The 23327-nt window shown below is 66.1% G+C and carries 20 protein-coding genes; 12 read left to right on the top strand and 8 right to left on the bottom strand.

The genetic code is table 11. From position 1 onward, the window contains the following. Positions 1 to 20: 20 nt before the first annotated feature. Positions 21 to 857 carry an OmpA family protein gene (locus tag CR918_RS10265; protein WP_099842749.1) on the top strand — a complete coding sequence of 279 codons (837 nt, stop codon included), beginning with the start codon at positions 21 to 23 and terminating at the stop codon, positions 855 to 857. 121 nt (positions 858 to 978) lie between these two features. Next, the gene (locus tag CR918_RS10260; protein ID WP_170929478.1) at positions 979 to 1269 is read left to right on the top strand and encodes a DUF6959 family protein; all 291 of its coding nucleotides are present in this window, start codon (positions 979 to 981) and stop codon (positions 1267 to 1269) included. An 84-nt stretch (positions 1270 to 1353) separates the two neighbouring features. Here CR918_RS10260 and CR918_RS10255 read toward each other — a convergent pair whose 3' ends face one another. Further along, entirely contained in the window at positions 1354 to 2178 is an 825-nt protein-coding gene (locus CR918_RS10255; RefSeq protein WP_099842748.1) for a class I SAM-dependent methyltransferase, read from the bottom strand. Positions 2179 to 2242: 64 nt separating this feature from the next. On the opposite strand from CR918_RS10255, the gene CR918_RS10250 reads away from it, so the two are divergent. Then, positions 2243 to 2647, top strand: a complete 405-nt coding sequence (locus CR918_RS10250; RefSeq protein WP_025878553.1) for a MerR family transcriptional regulator — start codon at positions 2243 to 2245, stop codon at positions 2645 to 2647. A 15-nt stretch (positions 2648 to 2662) separates the two neighbouring features. On the opposite strand, the gene CR918_RS10245 is transcribed toward CR918_RS10250, so the two are convergent. The 3 genes from CR918_RS10245 to CR918_RS10235 form a co-directional block, all read right to left on the bottom strand. Next, the gene (locus tag CR918_RS10245) at positions 2663 to 3379 is read right to left on the bottom strand and encodes an MgtC/SapB family protein (RefSeq protein WP_099842746.1); all 717 of its coding nucleotides are present in this window, start codon (positions 3377 to 3379) and stop codon (positions 2663 to 2665) included. Positions 3380 to 3470: 91 nt separating this feature from the next. Then, the gene (locus tag CR918_RS10240) at positions 3471 to 5237 is read right to left on the bottom strand and encodes a chloride channel protein (protein ID WP_243379055.1); all 1767 of its coding nucleotides are present in this window, start codon (positions 5235 to 5237) and stop codon (positions 3471 to 3473) included. 63 nt (positions 5238 to 5300) lie between these two features. Then, positions 5301 to 7382: a TonB-dependent receptor family protein gene (locus CR918_RS10235; RefSeq protein ID WP_099842742.1), complete on the bottom strand. Its 2082-nt coding sequence runs from the start codon at positions 7380 to 7382 to the stop codon at positions 5301 to 5303. Between the two features lie 131 nt (positions 7383 to 7513). Here CR918_RS10235 and CR918_RS10230 point away from each other — a divergent pair, with 131 nt between their 5' ends. After that, positions 7514 to 8434, top strand: a complete 921-nt coding sequence (locus CR918_RS10230; RefSeq protein ID WP_099842740.1) for a M14 family metallopeptidase — start codon at positions 7514 to 7516, stop codon at positions 8432 to 8434. Between the two features lie 67 nt (positions 8435 to 8501). Here CR918_RS10230 and CR918_RS10225 read toward each other — a convergent pair whose 3' ends face one another. Next, the gene (locus CR918_RS10225) at positions 8502 to 9353 is read right to left on the bottom strand and encodes a LysR family transcriptional regulator (protein ID WP_033831329.1); all 852 of its coding nucleotides are present in this window, start codon (positions 9351 to 9353) and stop codon (positions 8502 to 8504) included. Between the two features lie 161 nt (positions 9354 to 9514). Between CR918_RS10225 and CR918_RS10220 the strand changes: the two genes are divergently transcribed. Further along, positions 9515 to 9868: an SMR family transporter gene (locus CR918_RS10220; RefSeq protein WP_099784469.1), complete on the top strand. Its 354-nt coding sequence runs from the start codon at positions 9515 to 9517 to the stop codon at positions 9866 to 9868. Next, on the top strand, positions 9868 to 10188 hold the full coding sequence (locus CR918_RS10215) for a DMT family transporter (RefSeq protein ID WP_032975307.1): 321 nt from the start codon (positions 9868 to 9870) through the stop codon (positions 10186 to 10188). Before CR918_RS10220 ends, CR918_RS10215 begins: the two co-directional genes overlap by 1 nt. Positions 10189 to 10254: 66 nt before the next feature. Here the strand turns inward: CR918_RS10215 and CR918_RS10210 are convergent, their stop codons facing one another. After that, on the bottom strand, positions 10255 to 11925 hold the full coding sequence (locus tag CR918_RS10210; RefSeq protein WP_099842738.1) for a P-loop NTPase family protein: 1671 nt from the start codon (positions 11923 to 11925) through the stop codon (positions 10255 to 10257). Between the two features lie 154 nt (positions 11926 to 12079). Here CR918_RS10210 and CR918_RS10205 point away from each other — a divergent pair, with 154 nt between their 5' ends. Together CR918_RS10205 and betT are read left to right on the top strand one after the other, a co-directional pair. Continuing rightward, positions 12080 to 12460, top strand: coding sequence for a VOC family protein (locus CR918_RS10205; RefSeq protein ID WP_025878561.1), 381 nt, complete (start codon positions 12080 to 12082; stop codon positions 12458 to 12460). Between the two features lie 201 nt (positions 12461 to 12661). Next, positions 12662 to 14641 (top strand): choline BCCT transporter BetT, encoded by a 1980-nt coding sequence (gene betT, locus CR918_RS10200; protein WP_099842736.1) that lies wholly within the window; start codon positions 12662 to 12664, stop codon positions 14639 to 14641. A 69-nt stretch (positions 14642 to 14710) separates the two neighbouring features. Here betT and CR918_RS10195 read toward each other — a convergent pair whose 3' ends face one another. Beyond that, positions 14711 to 17332: a TonB-dependent receptor gene (locus CR918_RS10195; protein ID WP_099842734.1), complete on the bottom strand. Its 2622-nt coding sequence runs from the start codon at positions 17330 to 17332 to the stop codon at positions 14711 to 14713. A gap of 220 nt (positions 17333 to 17552) precedes the next feature. After that, positions 17553 to 18530 carry a zinc-binding dehydrogenase gene (locus CR918_RS10190; protein ID WP_032975309.1) on the bottom strand — a complete coding sequence of 326 codons (978 nt, stop codon included), beginning with the start codon at positions 18528 to 18530 and terminating at the stop codon, positions 17553 to 17555. A gap of 482 nt (positions 18531 to 19012) precedes the next feature. Between CR918_RS10190 and CR918_RS10185 the strand changes: the two genes are divergently transcribed. The 4 genes from CR918_RS10185 (at position 19013) to CR918_RS10170 (ending at position 23285) form a co-directional block, all read left to right on the top strand. Next, positions 19013 to 21340, top strand: coding sequence for a ribonucleoside-diphosphate reductase subunit alpha (locus CR918_RS10185; RefSeq protein ID WP_243379163.1), 2328 nt, complete (start codon positions 19013 to 19015; stop codon positions 21338 to 21340). A 113-nt stretch (positions 21341 to 21453) separates the two neighbouring features. Then, positions 21454 to 22494, top strand: coding sequence for a ribonucleotide-diphosphate reductase subunit beta (locus CR918_RS10180; protein ID WP_099842730.1), 1041 nt, complete (start codon positions 21454 to 21456; stop codon positions 22492 to 22494). Between the two features lie 25 nt (positions 22495 to 22519). Next, positions 22520 to 22987 (top strand): flavodoxin, encoded by a 468-nt coding sequence (locus tag CR918_RS10175; RefSeq protein WP_415847006.1) that lies wholly within the window; start codon positions 22520 to 22522, stop codon positions 22985 to 22987. Further along, positions 22959 to 23285 carry a thioredoxin family protein gene (locus CR918_RS10170; RefSeq protein ID WP_032975313.1) on the top strand — a complete coding sequence of 109 codons (327 nt, stop codon included), beginning with the start codon at positions 22959 to 22961 and terminating at the stop codon, positions 23283 to 23285. Before CR918_RS10175 ends, CR918_RS10170 begins: the two co-directional genes overlap by 29 nt. Positions 23286 to 23327 lie beyond the last annotated feature (42 nt).

Raw genomic sequence — 23327 nt, 5'->3', positions numbered from 1 at the left:
ACGTCTACAGGGGGAATGACATGAAACCGCATCGCATCGCTCGCAGTGGCCGCGTCGCCGCCACGCTGGGCCTGATCCTGGCCGCAGGGCTGCTGGTTGCCTGCCGCAGCCACGCACCGGCCGCCGACGGCCTGGCCGACAGCACCGCCGTCACCTTCCCGGAGGCCAGCAAGGCATCGCTGAAGGAAGGCATCTATCCGGATATCGCCGACCTGCGCCGGTTCGCACCGGGCATGAGCAAGCGCCAGCTGTACACGTTGCTCGGCACCCCGCACTTCAACGAAGGCATGTGGGGCGTGCGCGAGTGGAACTACCTGTTCAACTTCCGCACCGCACAGGGCGCGGAGTACTTCACCTGCCAGTTCCAGGTGCGCTTCGACAACAAGGGCATCGCCCAGGGCGGCTACTGGAAGCCTGAATCGTGCGCAGCGGTCCTCGACCCGCCGCGTCCGCCGCCACCGCCGGCGCCGGCGCCCTTGCCGGAGCAGCCGCTGCGGCTGGCTGCCGATGCACTGTTCGGCTTCGACAGTGCCGTACTCAGTGCCAGCGGCCAGCAGGCCGTGCAGGGTGTACTGGCGCAGGTGCGTGAGGCCAGCCAGGTGCAGTCGATCCAGGTGGTCGGCTACACCGACCGCATCGGCAGCGCTGCCTACAACCAGACGCTGTCGCAGCGACGTGCCGAGGCGGTGCGCATGGCGCTGGTACAGGGCGGCGTATCCGCGGCGAGCATCAGCGCTGAAGGGCGGGGTGCGGCCGAACCGCTGGTGCAGTGCGACCAGCGCAACCGGCGCGAGCTGATCGCCTGCCTGGCGCCCAATCGCCGGGTGCAGATCGCGGGCGTGGCCCGATCGCACTGAATCCCCGCGCCGGGGCGTGCCCCGGCATCCCGAGTCCCCCCTGTCCTGCCGGCAGGACGTGGAAACGTCTCCCCCGTTTTCCACGCCTGCCGGTGGGCAGGTTTCTTCCCTGGTGCACCTGATGAATGCCCAATTCCTGCCCTTGTCCATGAAGACGGAAGCCACTCTCAGCGTGTACGGCCAGCTCGGCAACCATGCGGTCGTGCGCATTCCCGGGCGCCGGCTGCCGGGCCTCATCCTGCAGGCCGACACCGTTGCCGGCTTCCTCACCCAGCTGCAGGAAGCACAGGCGTGCCTGCGCAGCGGCCGCGCGCAGCGTGCCGACGCCGAGCTGGACATGCTGGTCGACATGCTCGAGCAGTGGTACGCGCTCATCGAATCGCGCCTGGCCGATGCCGGCGAGGCCTTGTAGAGAAACAGGGGACGGAGGGGATCAAGTCGTTTCCCGCACAACCGGGGCATGAACGACTTGATCCCTTCGTCCCCTTTTCTGTTGCTATGCGCGGGCGCGGATCATCCAGCAGGCGGTTTCCACCCGCACACGGTCGTCGATGAACGGTGCGAACGCGGTCAGCGCCTGCTGCAGCAGCGCTTCGGCGCGTGCGGCCGGCAACGCACGCAGGGCCAGACCCACAGGTCCGAGCTGGCCGACGTAGCTGGCCAGCGCATCACGGCTGAGGAAGCAGGTCAGGTCCAGCGGCGCGATGTCCACGTCCTGCCATCCGGCACGCTGCAGCAGCCGGCGCACCCGTTCGCCATCGGCGAAAGCGAACTGCCCCGGTGCACCGGGTACCCGCGCCGGCAGCACCAGCTGGTCTGCAAGGGCGTGCTCGGCGGTGGTCATGAACGGATTTTCCTGCGCGCTGCGCCAGGCGATGCAGCGCAGGCCCGCGCCCGTTCGGGCGGCACGGTGCAGGTTGGCGAAGGCGGCCTGCGTGTCCTCGAAGAACATCACCCCGAAGCGCGACTGGATCCAATCGTAGCGCGCCGTTGCGAAGGGATGGCGCTGGGCATCGGCAACGATGAAGTCGACCCCGCGCCCGATCGCGGCGGCGCGCTGGCGGGCCAGGTCAAGCATCGGTGCGGAGATGTCCACGCCCGTGCAATGGGCGTCAGCGCGTGCTGCGGCGGCGCTCAGCGTACTGGCGCCGGTGCCACAGCCCACGTCCAGCAGTTCCGTGACGGTAACCGGCAGCTCGTCGCGCAGGGCATCGGCCATCGGTTGGAACAGGTCGTCCAGCAGGGTCTGCTGCGCGACCCAGTTCTCGCCGGCGGCGCCGTTCCAGAGCGTGTTCTGATCGAGCGGGAGTGAATCGTCCATGGGCTTGCCTTGCGCGGGGAGTGCGACCATGGTGGCGCTTGAAGCCCACTTGAGGTCAAGCACGATGCAGGAACTGGATATCGGTGAGGTGGTCCGCCGCAGTGGCGTGCCGGCCTCCACGCTGCGCTACTACGAGCAGCTCGGCCTGTTGCAGGTGCTGGGGCGTCGCGGCCTGCGCCGGCAGTACCACGAACAGGTGCTGGAACGGCTGGCACTGATCGGCCTGGGGCAATCGGCAGGCCTGTCGCTGCAGCAGATCGGCGCAGCGATGCCGCAGGGGGCAGGGCTTGCACTGGATCGCACGGCATTGCTGGCCCGGGCCGATGCGCTGCAGCAGCAGATCCGCAGATTGCAGCGGGCTCAGGATCGGCTGCGGCGGGCTGCCGCCTGTCCACACGCCGAGGATGCTCGGCGCTGCGCCTCGTTCCGCAGGTTGCTGCGAGCGCAGCAGCGCGTAGCGCGCGGATGAACTGCCGACACCCGCTCAATCGCGGGTGCTGACTTCCCAGGTGGCATGCAGCACGCCCGGCACCTGTTCCATCCGCGCCAGCACCACGTCCAGTTCGTCGGCGCTGACCGCGGTGCTGACCAGCACTGCGATCACATCAGTGGGCGCATCGGCGTGCTCCACCAGTTGCACGTCGCCAACGGGGTACTGCGCGGCTTCCGGCGCATCGACCAGGCGCTCGCGCACGCGCGGCACCGCGTCGGCATCCACGCTCAGGCGCACTTCGTAGGTCGCTTCGCTGGCGGCTTCGTTGATCGGGATGCGATTGATCGCGTTCACCAGTGGCCGCAGCAGGGTATTGCCGGCGATGATCAGTACGGTCAGCAGCACGCCTTCGGCCAGCATGTCCGCGCCGGTGCAGCTGCCCACGGCAGCCGAGCACCACAGCGTCGCGGCGGTGTTCAGGCCGCGCACGTTCATGCCTTCCTTCATGATCACGCCGGCGCCGAGGAAGCCGACGCCCGAGACGACGTAGGAGATGACCCGCACGGCCTCGGCGCTGCTGGCGATGCGCATGCCCAGGTCAACGAAGGCGGCAGCGCCGACAGCCACCAGCACGTTGGTGCGCAGGCCAGCGGTGCGTTGCCGGTACTGGCGTTCGGCGCCGATCAGGGTGCCGAGCACGAACGCCGCCAGCAGGCTGACCACGGTGTCGGCGAACGGGCCGGGCTGGAAGGTTTCAATGAAGCGCATGGCCGCAGTCTACCTCCCGCAGGTGACAGTAGAACCACGCCACGCGTGGAGGGGCAGGGGGCAGGGGGCATCATCCACGCATGGCGTGGATCTACTCGTCGACGCGCTCGCCCATCATTTCGCGCTGGCGCTTGTCCAGTTCCTCCGCATAGCGCTTGCGCACGAATGCTTCAGACACCACGCCCAGCACCTGGCCATCGTCGGCCACCACCGCCAGCTCGTCGGCCTGGGTCTGGTCGAACCGCTGCATCACGGTCACCACGTCGGCGCTGGCGGCGAGTGCCACGTCGCGGTTCTCGGCGAACGTACCTACGACGTCCTCGGGCTTCACGCCGTCGCCGAACAGGCGCGGAATCTGCACGATGCCAACGTAGTGGCCTTCACTGTCGATCAGGATCACCCGGCTGCCCGAGCCCAGCGGGAAGCGCTGGCGGAAGGCGGCGGCATCGAGGTCGGCCGGGGCGGTGGCCACACCCTTGCGCATCATCCGCCCGGCATTGAGGTTGTGCACCCAGCCGATGTCACGCGCGCTCTTGATGGTTTCCCCGCGCAGGTGCATGCGCCAGGTCGAGAAGGAATAGCCGAACCACTGCCGCACCAGGGTGCTGGACACCAGCACGGCGCTCATCACCACGCTGGTCAGCAGGAAGTCGTGGGTTCCTTCCAGCACCAGCATGGCCATGGTCATCGGCGCGCCAACCACCGCCGCGGCCAGTGCAGCCATGCCTGCCAGCGCTGCCGACGTGGCGTCGACCACAGGAACGCCGGTGGCCATCGCCAGCAGCCCGGCAAACAGCGTGCCGACCAGGGTGCCCATGAACAGCGAGGCGAAGAACAGGCCGCCGCGGAAACCGAAGCCCAGCGAAATGCCGGAGGCCAGGCATTTCAGCGTCAGCAGCCCGCCGATCCAGATCAGCGGCAGATGGGTGGTCAGGTCCAGGTGCAGCGCTCCGTGGCCGGACGACAGTACCTGCGGGCTGGCCAGGGCCAGCGGAATCAGCAGCAGGCCGCCCACCACCGGGCGCCCCCACAACGGCAGCGGGCTGCGCTTGACCGTGCCTTCGATGGAGGCGATCAGGCGCATCACCACGATGCCGACCATCGCACAGCAGCAGCCGAGCAGGCCGTAGATCGCATAGTCGGCTGCGCGCACGTCGATGGTCGATGCCGCCGGCAGCAGATAGGCGTCCACGCCGGCCTGGTCGGCAACGAAGGCGCCGGCCAGCGCGGCCACCGCAACCGGCGCGAGTGCCGCCGGCGTATAGGCACCGATGACGATCTCGAAGGCGTAGAACGCCCCGGCCAGCGGTGCACCGAAGGCCGCGGCGATCGCACCGGCCGCACCAGCACCGACCAGGATGCGCATGTCGTTGCGGCGCAGGCGCATCACCCGCCCCAGCTGCGAGCCGCTGCCGGCGCCCATCTGCGTGTAGGACGCCTCCAGTCCGACCGAAGCACCGCAGCCATTGGAGACCAGGGTCTGGGTCAACACGATCAGGTTGTCGCGCATCGACATGCGGCCGCCATGCAGTGCGTTGGCTTCCACGGCATCCAGCAGGGGGCGTTTCAGGCGCGTGGCAGCCAGGCTGACCAGGCCCACCACCAGGCCACCCAGCGGCAGCACCAGCAGGGCAGTCCAGGTCAAAGCGGGCAGCGAGCTCAGGCGCATGCCCTCGTCCAGCCCATACAACGCCGTCTGCAGGGTGCGTGCCAGCCCAGCCTGCAACAGGGTCAGGCCGCCGGCGATCAGCCCGACCACCAGCGCCAGGGCGATGAACCACAGGTCGCTGCCGCGCAGGCGCAGGCGCAGGCCCTGGAAGGCCAGATGCAGGCGCGATGGCGAAGCGGTGGAGGACATGGTGGCGGCATGATACGCCGCCACCGTGAGCGCTACCGTCACCGCATCAGGCGGTTGCCATGCTCAGAAGCGGTAGCGGCCCTGCAGGTAGAACGTGCGCGGCGCGGCCACCATGCGCCCGGCGTTGCCATCCACGTTGCGGGTGTACCAGCGCTTGTCGGCCGGGTTGTTCACGCCCACCGCGACCTCGCTGTCGGCCAGCCAGCGCAGCTGCCAGGCGGCCTGCGCGTTCCACAGGCGTACGCCGGGTACACGGCCTACGCGCGCGTCGGCGGCTTCTTCCCAGGTGTTGGCGGCATCGGAGAACTGGCCGCTCTGGTGGGTGCTGGACACGTTGAAGGTCCAGCCGGCCAGCGCATAACGGGCGCCGACGCTGTCGGTATCGCGCGCGTAGAACGGCACATCGAGGCCGCGGTTGTCGCCGGACTGCTGGATGGCCTTGGTCCAGGTGTAGTTCGCGTACAGTTCCAGCCCGGCCAGCGCGCTGCTTTCGGCAAAGCGGTACTCGATCGCGCTTTCCACGCCCTTGTGGTCGGTGGCGCCGATGTTCTGGAAGGTGGGCGGGGTGATGCCCGGCACCTGCAGGATCTGGTTGTCGAAGCGCATCTTGAACACGGTCACTTCCGCACGCAGCCCGCCATCCTGCCAACGCGCGCCCAGCTCGGTGGTCCTGGCGATTTCCGGGTTCAGCGGATTGGTCGCGCTCTGCGAGTTCAACTGGATGTTCTGCACCGGCCCGAACGAGGTGGTGTAGTTGCCGAACACGGTCAGCTGCGGGGTCAGCAGGTAGGCGACGTTGAGCGAGGGCAGGGCCTTGTCGTTGCGGCTGCTGAAGGTCGCGCCGCCGCCGGCCTGGCGGCGGTCCATGTCGATCCACTCCATGCGCACGCCGGGCGTGATCCGCCACTGGCCGATGGCGATGCGGTCATCAACGTAGAACGAGTGCGCATCGGTGGCGTTGTCGAAGCGGGTGGTCGCGCCGGTCGCACCGGTACGGCGGGTAACGGTGTAGCTGCGGTCGTTGCCACGCTCGCGCAGGAAGCGGTAGCCGGCGGTGATGTCGTGCACGCTGCTGCCCCAGTGCAGGCGCTGGGTGTAGCGCGGCTCGATGCCGAGCACACGGTAGTCGCGCGGCTGCACCGTGATCTGTGTGTTGGCCGCGTTGATCAGCGAACTGGCCCGGTTGCTTTCGTTGTAATACGCCAGCACCTCGAACTCGCTGTTCTCCGACAGCGTGTTGGTGTAGCCCAGGTCGATGCCGGTGCGATGGCCCTTCCAGAAGTCGGACGGGCGGGTGTTCTGGAACGGATCGGCCTGGTACTGGGCGCGGGTCAGGCCGCCCGGAGTCAGAGAGCGCACGTCGTAGTACGACAGCTTGGCACGCAGCTCCTGCTGTGCGTCGATGGCATAGGCGAACTTCAGCGCCAGATCATCGAAGCGGTCATCGCTGCCCTGGCGCCAGCCGCGGCCGTCCTGCCCCGAATACAGCAGGGCCATGCCCAGGCCGTTGTCGGCGGTGCCGCCGAGGAACGTGTTGTACTGGGTGCTGTCGCCGCCGCCGTGGTCGTAAGCGCTGTAGCGCACGCCGGCCTCGCCGTGCAGGCCGGCCGCAGTCGGAATCGCGCGGGTGCTGAAGTTGATGATGCCGCCGACATTCTGCGGCCCGTAGCGCACCGCACCGCCGCCGCGTACCACGTCGATCGATTCGATGTTGGCCAGGCTGGCCGGGGCGAAGGAGAGCTGTGGCTGGCCGTACGGCGCAACCGCCAGTGGCACGCCGTCCAGCAGGACGGTCGAGCGCGGCGAGTAACGGCCGGTCAGGCCGCGCACGCCGATGTTGAGCGAGACCGAGCTGCCAGCGGTGCCGGAGTTGTCGGTGACCTGCACGCCGGGAATGCGGCGCATGGCATCGCCCAGGCTGGCGGCGCCGCTGGCCTCGATGCGCTGGCGATCGACCACGGTACGCGCGCCAGCGAAGCTCTTGACGCTGTCGTGCAGGCCGGTGCCCAACCAACTACCCGACACCTGGATGCTGTCGAGCGTGGTGGCGCTGTCCTGCGCGAGCGCGCTGGCGGCCGGAAACACGCACAGGGCGAGGGCGGCAGCCAGGGGCAGGCGGGCCGGTTGCGGGGCAGGGATAGGCATCGGTGCGGGGCGTGGAAGGTCGTAAATGAGAATTATTGCTGATTCCATTCGCCATTGGAATCGGTCCGCCGTTCAGCGCTTTGGCCCGGTGGTAAAGTGGCCGATTGCCTCCTGACCCGCTGAGAACTGCCATGTCCACTGCTGCTTTCTACCCCGTCGGTACCCCTGGCCAGCCGTGGGGCGTTGCGGAAAGGGAGCAGTGGCGTGCGCGCCAGCAGCGCCTGCGCCGTTACGACGAGGAGGTGCTGCCGCGCATCGACGCACTGGCCGGGCATTTCGACAAGGTGGCCTACGGCCAGCTCGACTATGCAGGCGAGACCTACACCCTGTTCGCCCTGCGCAGCCGCGACTGGAACCCGGCGTTGCCGGCCGCGCTGGTGACCGGCGGCGTGCATGGCTACGAGACCAGTGGCGTAATGGGCGCGCTGGAGTTCCTCGAAAAACATGCCGCCCACTACGCCGGCAAGGCCAACCTTCTGGTCGCGCCGTGCGTGAATCCGTGGGGCTTCGAGCGCATCAACCGTTGGAACTTCGATGCGATCGACCCGAACCGCAATTTCCGCGCTGACGGCCCGGCCCGCGAATCGACGGCGCTGATCGAACTGATCGCACCGTTGAAGGGCCAGTTCGTGCTGCATATCGACCTGCACGAAACCACCGACAGCGACGAGAGCGAGTTCCGTCCCGCACTCGCCGCGCGCGATGGCAAGCCGTTCGAACCGGGCCTGATTCCCGATGGCTTCTACCTGGTGGACGACAGCGGGAATCCGCAGCCGGCCTTCCAGCAGGCCGTGGTCGCCGAAGTGGAGAAGGTGACCCATATCGCACCGGCTGACGACAAGGGCGAGATCATCGGTTCGCCAGTGGTCGCGCACGGCGTGATCGAGTACGCGCTGGTGTCGCTGGGCCTGTGTGCGGGCATCACCGGGGCGAAGTACACCACCACCACCGAGGTCTACCCGGACAGCCCCCGCGCGACGCCGCAGCAGTGCAACGACGCGCAGGTGGCGGCGGTGTGCTCGGCGCTCGATTACGCGCTCGCCCATCGTTGATCGGTAGCGCCGGCCGCTGGCCGGCAACCACGGGGCAAGGGGATGCCGGCCAGCGGCCGGCACTACCTCACCCCAACGCCTCGGCCCACCACAACGCTGCCGGCCCCGGTGGCGTATCGCGGCGCCACACCAGGTCGCTGTGGATGCGGCGCGGCCAGCCCGGCACGCGCAGTTCCAGCAGGCGGCCCCGGTCGTAGCGCTGCACCAGCGCACGCGGCAGTTCGGCCCAGCCGATGCCGTCCTCGGCCATCTCCATCACCATCAGGTAGTCCGACGCGGTCCATGCCGGCCCGCTGATCGGCGGTGCGTGGTCGACCTGCGCACTCAGCCGCACCTGCCGGTGCCGGGCCAGTTGCGCCGCCGCACGCACGCCGGCCTGCGCCAGCGGATGGTCGCTGGCCACGTACACCGCCAGTTCGCTGTGGTGGGCCAACGGCTGGGCCACCAGCGCATCGGGGTACTGCGCCTGGCGCGGCAGCAGGCCCAGCCCGGCGCGGCCAGCATCCACCAGTTCCAGCACGTCGCGCCCCTCGGCATCCAGCCATTCCAGCTCGATCTCGGGAAATGCCTCGGCAAACCGCTGCAGCACACGTTGCGCCGGATCGAGCTGGTAGACATCGGAGAACACCACGGTCAGGCGTGGCTCCACGGGTGCGGCCAGGCGCACGCTCAGTTGCTGCAGGCGCGCGTCGGCGGCAAGGATTTCCTGCGCGTGGCCCAGCACCTGCCGGCCGGCGTCGGTCAGCTGCGGATAGCGGCCGCTGCGGTCGAACAGAACCATGCCCAGGTCCGCTTCCAGATGGGCAATGGCAGTGCTGACCGTGGACTGGGTCTTGCGCAGCCGGCGGGCGGCCGCCGAGAACGAGCCCAGCGCGGCGGCCTCGACGAAGGCCTGCAGGGATTCGGGAGAATAGGGCATTGATCCATCGCTCCTGTCGATGGAATCCATTTTGATACCACCGTAAAAGACGATGATACTGACCGCCGTCGCCCCTGTCTGCGCGGGCGTTCCGGATCATCCACGCACGGCGTGGATCTACTGATGACGTGGCGCGGTCCCCGTCCCGCAAGGAGCTTCACATGTCCTGTACTGTTCCCGCCCGTGGCGCCTTCGTCGCCTGGGCCTGCCTGACCGTGGCGATCGTCGCCGAAGTGGTCGGCACGTCCTTCATGGCCCATGCCGCCCGCGATGGCGGCTGGACCGGCTATGTGGTGATGGCCGCCGCGCTGGCGCTTTCCTATTACTTCCTGGCGCTGTCGGTGCGCCGCATCGCCGTCGGCGTGGCCTATGCGGTGTGGGAAGGCCTGGGCCTGACCCTGCTGACCGTGGTCGGCATCAGCGTGTTCGGTGAGAGCCTGTCGCTGCAGCAGCTGGCCGGTCTGGTGCTGGCGGTGGTCGGCATCGTCTGTGTCACCCTCGGGGAGGCGCACTGATGAACTTGATGGCCTTGTTTTTCGTGATCTGCTCGGCGCTGATCGATGTGGCCGCCAACATGATGGTGGCCAAGTCCGATGGCTTCCGTCGCTGGCGTTGGGGTGTCGGCGCCATCGTGCTGGTCTGGATCGCCTTCGCTCTGCTGGGCCAGGCCGTGCGCTACATGGACCTGGCCACCGCCTATGCGATGTGGGGCGCGATCGGCGTGATCGGCACGGCCACGTGTGGTCGCCTGTTGTTCGGCAACCGTCTGCGCCCGATCGGTTGGATCGGCATCGGCCTGGTCACGGCGGCCGTGCTGCTGCTCAGTACGGCGTGATCTGTCGTGGTGCGGCTGTTCGTTTCAGCTCCATGGCGCAGTTGCGGTGGAATTCATCCACCCACTTCAGTCAACGTTACGGGCGGATTCCAGCTGGCCCGCAGGATAATCGCCCGTCATCGCGGCACTAATCAGGCGCGCCCGTTTGGTCCGTGGATTGTCATCGACGTATTGAGTGCACGCTTCCTGGAAAGCCTTCGCTGCCTCGAGATCCGGATGTTCGCAATTGGGGATGATGTTCGCGCACCTGTTTAGCATCGCGGGTACGACATAACGCATATCCGCAGCATCCATGGACCCCAGCTGTTCAACGAAAGAAGACCGGGTAGTTGAGAGTTTCAGGACTGGTGCGTATGCGAACCCTCCGGTAGCCAGGGCGTGCATCCTATCGTCTTTCACTGCTGGCCTTGTTGAGGCCCCTTCCGGAGGTGGGTGCTGCAGGGACGCCAGGACGTTGAGGATCGCCGGGTGGTAGTTCTGCGAGGTGAATTCGCGGGGTTGCCGTTCCAGCGTGGTTCTGAAAGTGGACAGGGCCGGTGAGGCGGATTGCAGCACTTCCGGGCCTCCGATCAGTTCCAGCGTCTGCAGGATGTGGCTGAGAAGATGCGGATCACCGAAACTGGCCGATTCCGTGCACAATTCCAGACAATAATCCAGCGCTTCCTCGTCGCTCCAGTCGATGTCCCAGAAGTAATCGTTTCGAACCGCGATGGATTCGAATTGCAGCTCGCTGACACGCTCGGTCGTGCACCTTCTGTCCAGCACCGATGCTATGCGCTCGCTGGGCATGGCGCCAGTACGAAGAAAGAGATCTATGCTGTCGATGAATTCGTTATCGGGGTCGATGAGCAGAGTGCTGCAAGCGTTTCTGAATTGATCATGCTGCTTGATGCTGCCGGTCCGGTCGGGAGCGATCTTGGCCATCACCCCTTGCTGCCCCAATGCGTGAAGATTGGCGCCCATCATCAGTATGAATGATGCAAGGAATTCCCGAAGCGGCTTGCCTTGTGAATACTTCTTTTCGCCCAGCCAATCAATTTCCAGTGCGATCCGCCTGATCGCCCTGATATTGGTGATGCCGCAGCCAGTGATCAGGGGGGTAATCATCCCAGCCAGATGATGACCGGGAAGTGCGATGGCCGTGGACTCCTGCGGGGTTGGAGAGTAGAACAACTCCCGGTCAATTATCTTCTCGCGGATCTGCATCCACTTCGTGTGATCTGTCAGCCGCTCGCTGTTCATTATTAGGATGACTCGGCAAGCGCTGAGTTCCATCAGCTCGTCGATGAAGCCAGCGACTTCGTCGATATCCAGATCAGGATGCTTTCGTTCAAGGTCATCGAGAACGATCACCTTTCCGCGGACAGCGCTCCTGAAGGCGATCAACGCAAGATCATTGGCAATGGCCGCTCCGGAATAGAGCTTTTCAATGGCTGCACCATAGACATCGCGATCGGCTTTCGTTCTTCTCGCCAGCCAACCGCGGATCCCTCCCTGCTCAGCGACGATGTTGTCGAGCAGGGTCAGTTTCAGGTTGTTGATGCTCTTGACGCTGAAGAGCGAGGCAAATGCCGCTTCCCGCCTGTTCGCTTTGAGCGTCGAACGAACGCAGTGTGTCTTCCCTGTCCCCCATGGTCCCGACACAGACATCGCACGAACAGATTTGCTGAGCAGAGCCGCTCTCAATTGATCGGCCAACTGTGAATACGCCTCGGTGCTGATCAGTACGCTATCCACTTGGGCCTCCGTGCCGTCTGTCTGTCATTTGTCGATGGTTCGTAACGTCCAAGATTATCAGCATTTGTTGGGCCGGCTACGCTCGGTCATGCCTGCCATTGCGACAGACGGCGGGCTGGCCGACACTCAGGCTTTCCCGCAACGGAGTGCCCGCATGTTCAGTCACGTCACCGTCGGAACCAACGACATGGCGGCTTCCCGCCGCTTCTACGATGCCTTGTTCACTGCCATCGGCGGTCGTGCAGGCGTGTTCGATGACGAGGGCAAGCTGGTCTATATCAAGGATGGACGGATGTTCATGGTCATCCCGCCCATTGATGGCGAGGCGGCGTGCCATGCCAACGGCGGCACCATCGGCTTTGCGCTGGCAGACCCGCAGGCGGTGCATGCCTGGCAGGAAGCGGGGGTCGCCCACGGCGGTACCGCGGTGGAAGACCCGGCCGGCGTGCGGCACAAGGCCGGGCGCCAGTTGTACCTGGCCTACCTGCGTGATCCCGACGGCAACAAGCTGTGCGCCGTGCATGTGATGGGGTGAATCGTCGGTGCCGGACGCGGCGTGTCGTAATCGGACCAAAGTGACAACGCCGCCCGGCACGCCCGCCGGTCTGCAGGCGCGCGCGTAGCACGGAAATCCAGCCGATCGTGCCTGCGCGATGCCACGACTTCATCCTGTGTCCACTGCGATTCAGCCAGAATCCGGCGGCTTACTCTTTGATCGATCCGGAGATGGCTGCCCATGGAAGCACTGGAGCCTCAACATCAGCCGGTGCGAACCCTGCGGCCCGTCTTCGCCTTCGCGGCGATCGTAGTCGTTGCCTTCGCACTGTTCGTCAGCCTGTATCCGATCGGCGCCGGTCGCCTGCTGGTCAAGGCGCAGGACTGGGCCGCGCTCAACGTCGGCTGGTACTACCTGCTGGCGATGACCCTGTACCTGGTGTTCGTGGTCGGCGTGGCGCTGTCCAAGTACGGCGGCATCAAGCTCGGTGCCGACCATGACGAACCGGAGTTCAGCTACCTCTCCTGGGCCGGCATGCTGTTCGCAGCAGGCATCAGCATCACCCTGTTCTTCTTCTGCGTTTCCGAGCCGCTGACCCACTACCTGCAGCCGCCGCAGGGTGATCCGGCCGCGGGCGAGGCCGGTGCGCGCCAGGCCATGCAGCTGCTGTTCCTGCACTGGGGCCTGCACGGCTGGGGCGTGTTCGCGCTGGCGGCGATGGCGATGGCCTATTTCGCCTACCGGCACAACCTGCCACTGGCGCTGCGCTCGGCGCTGTATCCATTGATCGGCAAGCGCATCAATGGCCCCATCGGCTATACCGTCGACGCCCTGGGCATCGTCGCCACCGTGTTCGGCATCGGCGCGGACATGGGCTTTGGCGTGCTGCATCTCAACGCTGGGCTGTCGCACCTGTTCAACGTGCCGCACTCGAACATGGTGCAGATCCTGCTGGTGGTGGCGATGATGGGCGCGGCGGTCGCAGTGGCCGTGTCCGGCGTGGAGAAGGGCGTGCGCTGGATGGCCAACATCAACATGCTGCTGGCGATCGCGCTGGTGCTGTTCATGCTGTGCGCCGGTCCCACGCAGTACCTGCTCAGCACGCTGATGCAGAACCTGGGTGACTACCTGGGCAGCGTGGTGGGCAAGAGTTTCGACGTATACGCCTATGGCGGCCGGCCGGAATGGCTGGGCGGCTGGACGGTGTTCTACTGGGCCTGGTGGATCGGCTGGGCGCCGTTCGTCGGCCTGTTCATCGCGCGCATCTCGCGCGGCCGCACCATCCGCGAGTTCGTGTTCGGCGTATTGCTGATCCCGCTCGGCTTCACCCTGGCGTGGCTGTCGATCTTCGGCAACAGCGCGCTGGACCAGGTGCTGCACCATGGCCAGCAGCAGTTGGCGCAGCTGGCGGTGGATGACCCACCGACGGTGCTGTATGCGTTGCTGGATGGCTACCCGTGGAGCAAGGTGGTGATCGGGGTGACCGTGCTGGTCAGCTTCATCTTCTTCGTGACGTCGGCCGATTCCGGGGCGGTGGTGCTGTCCACGCTGTCCTCGCATGGCGGTGCGCCGGAGGACGATGGCCCGCGCTGGCTGCGCGTGTTCTGGGGCACGGTGATCGCGGTGCTGACCGCCGGCCTGCTGCTGGCCGGCAGCATCGATGCGCTGAAATCAGCAGTGGTGCTCGCCTCTTTGCCGTTCTCGGCGGTGCTGCTGTTGATGATGTGGGGCCTGACCCGTGCCTTCAGTGACGAGTCGCACCGCAAGCGCGCGCAGCAGTTCAGGCCATCGCCGCTGATCGGCGATGACCGCCACCACCAGGGCTGGCGCCAGCGCCTGACCCAGGCCATGCACTTCCCGGTACGCGACCAGGTGTACCGCTTCATGGACGACACGGTGAAGCCGGCGATGGAGGCGGTGGCCGAGCAGCTGCGCGAGCAGGGCTGGGACGTGCAGACGCGGTTCGAAGCGGGCGACATGGAGCTGTCGGTCAACCACGGCGAGCAACAGGACTTCCAGTACCGGGTGATCCTCAGTGGCTACCTGACCCCGTCCTTCGCCGCGCAGCAGCTGCGCAACCAGCGCTACTACCGCGCCGAAGTGCATCTGTACGAGGGTAGCCAGGACTACGACCTGGTCGGCTACAGCCGCAAGCAGATCATCAACGACATCATCAGCCAGTACGAACGGCACCTGCAGTTCCTGCACCTGAGCCGTTGATGCAGCCACGCCGGGCATGGCCCTTGCCTTTGGAGGGTGCGGACCGTTGGTCCGCACCCTCCTGTTCAATCAGAACCGGTAGCGCGCGCCCAGCGAAACGAACTGCCCGCGCAGGTTGTACTGGCTGATGTCGAAGCCGTTGGAACCGCCGGCCGGATCGAACGGCGGGTCCTTGTCGGTCAGGTTCAGCACCGACAGCGACAGCGTGGTCTTCGGAATGCCTTCATAGGCCACGTACAGGTCCAGCTGGTGGTATGGCTTGACCCGATCGCGCAGGCCCGGATTGCTGGTGGCCGTGGCTACGCGCTGGTCATAGCCGCTCACGTACTGCAGGCTCAGCGTGCTGCTCCAGTCGCCCACCGCCCAGTTCAACGAAGTGGTGCCGCGGGTGCGTGGCAGCGCGCCATGGCGGTTGTTGCCGGCGCCGTCATATGGCGCCTGGCCGGCCACCAGCGGCTGCTTGAAGCTGAGCAGGTGGGTCCAGCTGCCGGCCACGGTGAAGTTGCCCCAGCCGTCGGTACGGAAGGTACGGTTGGCTTCCAGGTCGATGCCCGAGGTGGTCAGCTCGCCCTGGTTGGCGTACTGGTTGGTGATGATCTGGATGCGGCCCTGCGCATCGCGCTGCACGCGACCGGGGAACAGTCCCGGGTTGTCGACGATGAACTGCGCGCTGTCCGGCTTGACCAGGTTGTCCTGTTCAATGCGGTACCAGTCCAGGCCGATGCTGGAATCGGCATCGGGTGACCACACGGCGCCGACGTTGAGGTTGCGCGAGCGTTCGGCCTTCAGGTCCGGATTGCCGGTACGCAGGTTGGTCACGCCGCGGCTGCCGCCCGGCTGCAGTGGATCGAACGGGTCGACCACCGAGCCGTAGCTGATGGTCTGCCCCGGTGCGATCTCCGGCAGCGACGGTGCACGGAAACCACGCGAGAACGAGCCACGCAGCAGCAGGCTGTCCAGTGGTTGCCAGCGCAGCGCGAACTTCGGCGAGAATGCCTTGCCGAAGTCATCGTAGTGGTCACCGCGGCCGGCTACCTGCAGCTCCAGCGTGCGATGCAGCGGCACGCTGAACTCGGCATAGGCGGCACTGACCTGGCGCTCGCCGTCGACGATGTTGATCGCCGGGCGCAGTTCAGTACCGGACAGCACCTGCGCACTGGTGCGCGCGTCCAGCGATTCCTTGCGGAATTCCGCGCCCCAGGCGAAGCCGATCGCACCCGCCGGCAGTTCCCACAACGAGGTCGATGCCTTGACGTTGAGCGAGTGCAGCTTGTACCAGCCCGGGCGCTTGGTCTGCAGGCGCAGTTCGTCCAGTGCGCCCGGCGTGCTGGACGGATCGAGGAAGTTGTAGCTGCCGTCGCGCAGGATCTGCTGGAAGGCGTAGCGGTCAACGAAGTTGTCCACGTACTCGCGCTGCGCACTCTGCGAGGTCAGTGCGGCCACTTCCCAGTCCCAGCGTTCACCGGTGCCACGTACGCCGGCGAGGGCGCGGTAGAACACCTGGGTGTTGTCCTTCAGACGCGGGCCGAGATCGAAGAAGGTGTACTCGAACGGCAGTGGCGTGCTGCCCGGATTGTTCGGATGGCCGACCGGCAGGACAGCGGCGATATCGGTCAGCGTACCTGTAGCGGGATTGTAGGCACGCAGGCCCGGGCCGACCGTCAGCGGGGCGCTGAAGATCTGGTCGGCCTTGTTGTGGCTGTACAGCACGTCGGCGAAGGCTTCGACGCTGTCACTGAAGCGATAGGTCGCGCTCAACGATGCCTGCAGGCGCTCGGCGCCGGGCTGCAGGGTCTTGAACGGCTGCGCGTTGAAGGCGCAGGCCTGGCCGGGCAGGGTGCTGCCGAAGTCGCTGTAGGGACGCAGCTCGCTGCCCTCGGGGCAGGGCGAGAACGGCTGCGGTGCGCGCGGATTGGACAGCCAGTTGCCACCGGCGGTGGACCAGCCGGCGAGGCGGCCACCGGGCTTGTCGCGGAAATCGCCGTCGCGGGTGTACGCGCGCTGGTCAGCATCGAGGCGGTCGCGCTTGAGCAGGTCCAGCCCGAACAGCACGTTCCAGCCTTGCTGCTCGAGGTCACCGAAGCCGGCCAGCAGGTTGGCCTTGCGCTCGTTCAGGCCGCCCTGGGTGGCGGTGCCGAAACCACCGCCGACTTCCACGCCCTGGAAGTCGCGACGCAGGATGATGTTGATGACGCCGGCGATGGCGTCCGAGCCGTACACCGCCGAGGCGCCATCCTTCAGCACTTCGATGCGCTCGACCGCGCTGATCGGCAGCGCATTGAGGTCGACGAAGGTGTCCTGGGTGTTGAGCGCAAAACCGAAGTTGGCCACGCGGTAGCCGTTGACCAGTACCAGCGTGTTCTTCGGTGACAGGCCGCGCAGGCCGATCGAGGCCGAGCCCGCAGCGAAGCTGCCGGTGTACTGCTCGTCGAAACTGTTGCCGGCGTTGGCCGACAGGTTGCGCAGCACGTCGGTAAGGGTGGAGCGGCCGGTCTGCAGGATCTGCTCGCGGGTGACGATCTGCACCGGATTGGGACCGGCGGTGTCGCTGCGCTTGATGTTCGAGCCGGTCACCAGCACGGTGCCGAGGGTGGTGCTGTCCTTGCCGGTGTCGGCGGTTTCAGCAGCGCCGGCGGTGCCAGCGACGAGGGCCAGCGCGACCGCGCTGGAAAGCAGGGTGGTGCGATACATGGAAGCGACTACGCCAAACGGTGGAGGAGCCGTCAGTACCGCACGCGGGTGAGTGCACCTTCCAATGACGAAAGCGCATTCAGTTATACATCACAGGTTCTTAACGAAAGTCGGCGGCCTCGGTGCGGCAGACCATCCCGGTGGGTGCGGACCGTTGGTCCGCACGCTCCTGCAGGGTCAGAGCCCTTCCCTTTCGGAAAGGGATCCGACCCCGTGGGCATCACGCGCGAAGCAGCACCTTGCCATTGCGGCCCGATCCGGCGCCGGCTTTCGCCGCCTGGGCGATGTCGTCCAATGCGAAGATCTGCTCCACCGGCAGGGTCAGTTCACCCCCGGCCGCACGCTTCAGCAGTTCACCCACCAACCGCCGCTTGTCTTCCACCGCCATTGCCTGGCTGACCTTGCTGCCCCAGAAGCCCTTCACCGTGGCTTCCTTGTAGATCAGGCCGCCGGCGGGAATGCGCATCGGTTCGCCGCTCATCACACCGAAAGAGACCAGGGTGCCGTGGTGGCCGAGCAGGTCGACCAGGTCGCCGCTGGCATCGCCACCGATGGAATCGACTGCAGCAGCGGCCTGCGCTTGCCCGGTGGCTTCGCGCACGCGGTCCTTCCAGCCGTCCACCGAGGTATCGAATACGTGATCGATGCCCAGTGCCTGCAGTTGCGCCACGGCCTCGGCATTGCGCACCAGGTTGGCCACGTGCACGCCGCGCGCCTTTGCGAGCATCGCCAGCGATTTGCCGACGGCACCGTTGGCGGTGTTCTGCACGATCCACTGGCCCTGCTCGACGTGCAGGAATTCCAGCAGCATCAACGCGCTCAGCGGCATGGCGATCAGCTGTGCGGCCATTTCATCGGCGATCGCGTCCGGCATCGGGATCACCATCCGCGCCGGTGCGATGAACGCCTCGGCCCATGTGCCGTGCACGGAGGCGGCGGCAACCCGCTGGCCGATCTGCAGGCCGTCGACGCCTTCGCCGAGCGCATCGACCACGCCCAGTGCTTCGCTGCCGCCGATCGCCGGCAGCGTCGGCTTGTAGCCATACAGGCCACGCACGGTCAGCAGATCGTGGTTGTGGATCGAGGCCAGCACGGTGCGGATGCGTACTTCGCCGGGACCGGGTTCGGGCAGGGGGGCATCGGCAACGGCGAGGACCTGGGCTGGATCGCCGAAGGAGGAGTACAGGGCAGCGCGCATGGGCGGTGTTCCAATGAAAGTTGACGTTGTACCGAACTGGGGATGCGCTCAGCGTCGACAAGGCCGCGCACGTGCAACACGGCATCCTGCGACCGATGGTCGCGCTGGCGCGTGATCACCGCATCTTGTGTTGACGGCTCGGAATATCCCCACTATGTTGTGGCTGTCACTCCCGGTCAGCCGCCGCCGCCGGACATGCAGCAAACGTCCCGCGGCCCGCCCCTGAAGGCTTGCCGTGTCGACGCGGCCGCCATCGTGCGGACGCAGGTCGCCCCCACGGCCCGGATACCGGCCGCAGGCGCAGGCAGATGCCGACGACCTGTGTTCCCGCCCCTTGGCACTTCACCCGTTCGCCCCGTGCGCCGGTATCGCGTGCAGGGCCGCCATGGCATCGGGCGCCGACGCGCGCACGAGCCTGGAGTTCCACCACCATGACCGACAGTACCTTCCGCGTGGCCGACCTGGCCGGCGCCGGCGACGCCATGCGCGCCAGCGGCGAGCGCATGCCGACCTGGATCACCAAGGAGGCCGGCAATCGTCGCCTGCCGTTCGATGCGGCGCGCCTGCTGCGCAGCATCGACACCATCCACGCCGAGCTGCCGCAGCTGGATGTGGCCGACTATCGCCGCGTGGTGCTGGCGATGGTCGAACGCAAGCCCAGCATCAGTGCCGATGATCTGGTGGATCTGCTGATCCGCGAAGCGGAATCGCGCGTCGACCTTGTCGCGCCGCAGTGGGAGCAGTTCGCTGCACGCCTGTACCTGCGCCGGCTGTACAAGCGCGCCAGCCGCAACCGCTTCTACGATGTCAGCCTGAAGTACGGCTCCTTCGTGGGCCTGCAGGAAAGCCTGGCCGACCGCGGCATCTACAGCAATGACATCCTGCGCTGCTATTCGAAGGAAGAGCTGCAGCAGGCCGGCGAGATGATCGACCCCGAGCGCGATCGTCTGTTCGCCTACAACGGGCTGTACCTGCTGGCCACGCGCTACCTGGCTACCGATCGCAGCCGCGAGGTGTATGAGCTGCCGCAGGAACGTTGGCTGACCATTGCCCTGTACCTGATGCAGAACGAGGGCGGGGCTGGTGAGAGCGGCCGCGTGCGCCGCATGCAGCTGGTGGGCGAGGCGTACTGGGCGTTGTCCAACCTGTACATGACCGTGGCCACGCCGACCCTGGCCAATGCCGGCAAGGTCGGCGGCCAGCTGTCGAGCTGCTTCATCGACACGGTGGACGACAGCCTGCAGGGCATCTATGACTCCAACACCGATATCGCCCGCGTGTCCAAGCACGGTGGTGGTGTGGGTGCGTACCTGGGGTACGTGCGCAGCAGTGGCGCGCCGATCCGCGGCGTGCCCAACTCGTCCGGCGGCGTGGTGCCGTGGATCAAGCAGCTCAACAACACGGCGGTGTCGGTCGACCAGCTCGGCCAGCGCAAGGGTGCAGTGGCGGTGTACCTGGACATCTGGCACCGCGACATCGAGGCGTTCATGGACCTGCGCCTGAACAACGGCGACCAGCGCCTGCGTGCGCATGATGTGTTCACCGCCATCTGCGTGCCGGACCTGTTCATGGAGGCCGTCGAGCGCCGTGCCGACTGGTACCTGTTCGATCCGCACGAGGTGAAGCAGGCCAAGGGCTGGTACCTGCAGGATTTCTACGACGAGAAGCGAGGGCAGGGCAGCTTCCGTGACCGCTACGCCGAGCTGGTGGCCGACGAACGCATCAGCCGTCGCACGGTGAAGGCGATCGACCTGTTCAAGCGGATCATGCTCAGCCAGCTGGAAACCGGCAACCCGTTCCTGTTCTACCGCGACGAAGTGAACCGGAAGAACCCGAACAAGCATGCGGGCATGGTCTATTCCAGCAACCTGTGCACCGAGATCCTGCAGAACATGAGCCCGACGCGGATGATCCAGGAGATCGTCAGCGGCGACCAGATCGTCACTACCCGCCGCGCGGGCGACTTCGTGGTCTGCAACCTGTCGTCGATCAACCTCGGCCGTGCCATCACCGCCCCCGAGGATCTGCTGGCCAAGGATGTGCTGGAACGGTTGATTCCGATCCAGGTGCGCATGCTCGACAACGTGATCGATCTCAATGCGCTGCCGGTGCCGCAGGCCACCATCACCAACCGCAAGTACCGCGCCATCGGCCTGGGCACGTTCGGCTGGCACCACCTGCTGGCACAGCAGGCGATCCATTGGGAATCGCCCGAGGCCGAGGAACTGTCCGATCGCCTGTTCGAGCGCATCAACTTCCTGACCATCCAGGCCAGCGCGCAGCTGGCCAAGGAGAAGGGCAGCTATCCGATGTTCGCCGGCAGCGACTGGCACAACGGCAACTATTTCCGTGACCGCGATTACAGTGGCGCGGCCTGGGACAGTCTTGCGCGCGAGGTGGCGACCAACGGCCTGCGCAATGGCTGGCTGCTGGCGGTGGCGCCGAACATGAGCACCGCGCAGATCGCCGGCTCCACCGCGTCGATCGATCCGATCTACAGCGCGTTCTACTACGAGGAAAAGAAGGACTTCCGACGACCGGTGGCCGCGCCTGGCCTGTCGCTGGACACCTGGCCGTACTACGAGAAGGGTGCCTACAAGGTCGACCAGTTCGCCAGCGTGCGGCAGAACGCACGCCGCCAGCGCCATGTGGACCAGTCGATCAGCTTCAACCTGTACGTGCCCAGCACGATCCGCGCCAGCACGCTGCTGGAGCTGCACCTGAGTGCCTGGCGGGAAGGGTTGAAGACCACCTACTACGTGCGCTCCAACGACATCGACATCAGCGAATGCGAGTGGTGCTCGAGCTGATCAATGCGCTCCAGCCGCGGTAGCGCCGGGCCATGCCCGGCGAGCGCACCGCGCGACCACCGCACCTTCCCTTCCGCCGGGCATGGCCCGGCGCTACCTCTGCAGGAAAGACCATGGCAACACCCCTGGACCGCATCAAGATCCTCGAACCGCGCCACCCCAACCGCAGCACCGGCATCATCAACGGCCGCACCAGCGGCATCCTGAACTGGAACGACATTCCGTACCCGTCGTTCTATCGCGCCTACAAGGAGCTGTCGACCAACTTCTGGATCCCCGACGAGGTGGACATGAAGGTGGATGCACGCCAGTACGGCGAGCTCAACGCGCGCGAGAAGAACGCCTACGATTCCATCATCGGCCTGCTGGCCACGCTGGATTCGCCGCAGACGCGCTTCATCTACAACGTCGCCGAGTACATCACCGATCCGGCCGCGCACGCCAACGCGGCGATCATCGGCCAGCAGGAGGTGATCCACAACGAGAGCTACAGCTACGTGCTGGCCTCGATCACCGACCTGCCCAACCAGAACCGCATCTTCGAGATCGCCCGCACCCATCCCACCATCATCAAGCGCAACGCGCCGATCATGGGGGCCTATGACGATTTCATGCGCGAGAAGACTGCCGAAACCCTGCTGAAGTCGTTGATCCAGTCCTCGATCCTGGAAGGCATCAACTTCTATTCCGGTTTCGCGTACTTCTACAACATGGTGCGGCAGAACCGCATGAACGGCACCGGCAAGATCATCAGCTTCATCAACCGTGATGAGCTGGCCCACACCAAGTTCATCAGCGAGCTGATCCGCGCCATCATCGGCGAGAACCCGGAACTGCAGACCAGCGAGCTGACCGCCTACGTGCACCAGTCGTTCGAACACGCCATTGAACTGGAAACCCAGTGGTCGGCGGAGGTGCTGGATGGCATCGATGGCATCGACGTGGACGAGATGGTGCGCTACGTGAAGTACCGCGCCAACAAGATGGCCGGCATGCTCGGCATCGAGCGCCTGTACAGCGACACCACCGACAACGTGATGCCGTGGATCAAGGCCTACGCCGACAACTTCACCGAGACCAAGACCGACTTCTTCGAGATGCGCAATGCAAGCTACAAGAAGACCAACGTCGACAACGGCTTCGACGACCTCTGAGCGCGGCCCGGCGCTGCGCATCCTGATCGTGGTGGCGTCGCTCAGCGGCAACACCCGTGAGCTCGGCCGCCACATCGCCGCGCGTTGCCGGGCCGCAGGCCACGCCGTGCACTGGCAGGACGCCGACGACCTGCGCCAGGCCCCGCCGTTGCCGGTGGACGAGGCCGACCTGGTGCTGCTGGGCTGCTGGACCGACAACGCCGGGCGCACACCGTCGGAGATGAAGGCCTGGGTGGCAGGCATCGCGGAGCGCGGCCAGCGGCCGCGGCAGGTGGCGGTGTTCGGCACCGGTGAAACGCAGTGGGGGCAGGAGTACTACTGCGGCGCGGTGCACCGGCTGATCCGCTATTTCCACAGTGGCTACCCGCCGCTGGAGATCGAACAGATGCCACATGGCCGGCGGCATGCCGCGGCCATCGATACCTGGACCGAAGCGGTCCTGGATCACTACTGGAGTACCACCGATGCAGATCATCGACGCCACCACGCCTGAGCAGTTCCAGCAGTTGCTGGCCGACCATCCACGCGTGCTGGTGGACTTCCACAAGGACCAATGCCCGGGCTGCCGGATGCTGGACATGTCGCTGCAGCGGGTCGCCAGCGGCACTGCAGGGCAGGGCACGACCCTGCTGCGGGTGCAGCTGGAGGTGGTGGGCGAGGCGTTCTTCCGCGAGCTGGGCCTGCGGCAGACCCCTACGTTGTCGCTGTTCCTGGACGGTGACGAGCGCATGCGCATGCCGGGTTTCCAGTCGCCGCAGCAGATCGAAGCGGCCATCGCGGAGTTCCTGTAGCGCCGGTCATGTCAAATCCACGCGTGGCGTGGATCTACTGCA

The organism is Stenotrophomonas indicatrix (assembly GCF_002750975.1).
Lineage (GTDB): Bacteria > Pseudomonadota > Gammaproteobacteria > Xanthomonadales > Xanthomonadaceae > Stenotrophomonas > Stenotrophomonas indicatrix.
The sequence above is the reverse complement of the archived record's forward strand: the minus strand, read 5'-3'. Positions and strand labels throughout refer to the sequence as shown.

Bases quoted from the DNA above. Each gene is read 5' to 3' on its own strand.
- CR918_RS10265 (WP_099842749.1), top strand. From the start codon at position 21: ATGAAACCGCATCGCATCGCTCGCAGTGGCCGCGTCGCCGCCACGCTG.
- CR918_RS10260 (WP_170929478.1), top strand. From the start codon at position 979: ATGAATGCCCAATTCCTGCCCTTGTCCATGAAGACGGAAGCCACTCTC.
- CR918_RS10255 (WP_099842748.1), bottom strand. From the start codon at position 2,178: ATGGACGATTCACTCCCGCTCGATCAGAACACGCTCTGGAACGGCGCC.
- CR918_RS10250 (WP_025878553.1), top strand. From the start codon at position 2,243: ATGCAGGAACTGGATATCGGTGAGGTGGTCCGCCGCAGTGGCGTGCCG.
- CR918_RS10245 (WP_099842746.1), bottom strand. From the start codon at position 3,379: ATGCGCTTCATTGAAACCTTCCAGCCCGGCCCGTTCGCCGACACCGTG.
- CR918_RS10240 (WP_243379055.1), bottom strand. From the start codon at position 5,237: ATGTCCTCCACCGCTTCGCCATCGCGCCTGCATCTGGCCTTCCAGGGC.
- CR918_RS10235 (WP_099842742.1), bottom strand. From the start codon at position 7,382: ATGCCTATCCCTGCCCCGCAACCGGCCCGCCTGCCCCTGGCTGCCGCC.
- CR918_RS10230 (WP_099842740.1), top strand. From the start codon at position 7,514: ATGTCCACTGCTGCTTTCTACCCCGTCGGTACCCCTGGCCAGCCGTGG.
- CR918_RS10225 (WP_033831329.1), bottom strand. From the start codon at position 9,353: ATGCCCTATTCTCCCGAATCCCTGCAGGCCTTCGTCGAGGCCGCCGCG.
- CR918_RS10220 (WP_099784469.1), top strand. From the start codon at position 9,515: ATGTCCTGTACTGTTCCCGCCCGTGGCGCCTTCGTCGCCTGGGCCTGC.
- CR918_RS10215 (WP_032975307.1), top strand. From the start codon at position 9,868: ATGAACTTGATGGCCTTGTTTTTCGTGATCTGCTCGGCGCTGATCGAT.
- CR918_RS10205 (WP_025878561.1), top strand. From the start codon at position 12,080: ATGTTCAGTCACGTCACCGTCGGAACCAACGACATGGCGGCTTCCCGC.
- betT (WP_099842736.1), top strand. From the start codon at position 12,662: ATGGAAGCACTGGAGCCTCAACATCAGCCGGTGCGAACCCTGCGGCCC.
- CR918_RS10195 (WP_099842734.1), bottom strand. From the start codon at position 17,332: ATGTATCGCACCACCCTGCTTTCCAGCGCGGTCGCGCTGGCCCTCGTC.
- CR918_RS10190 (WP_032975309.1), bottom strand. From the start codon at position 18,530: ATGCGCGCTGCCCTGTACTCCTCCTTCGGCGATCCAGCCCAGGTCCTC.
- CR918_RS10185 (WP_243379163.1), top strand. From the start codon at position 19,013: ATGCGCGCCAGCGGCGAGCGCATGCCGACCTGGATCACCAAGGAGGCC.
- CR918_RS10180 (WP_099842730.1), top strand. From the start codon at position 21,454: ATGGCAACACCCCTGGACCGCATCAAGATCCTCGAACCGCGCCACCCC.
- CR918_RS10170 (WP_032975313.1), top strand. From the start codon at position 22,959: ATGCAGATCATCGACGCCACCACGCCTGAGCAGTTCCAGCAGTTGCTG.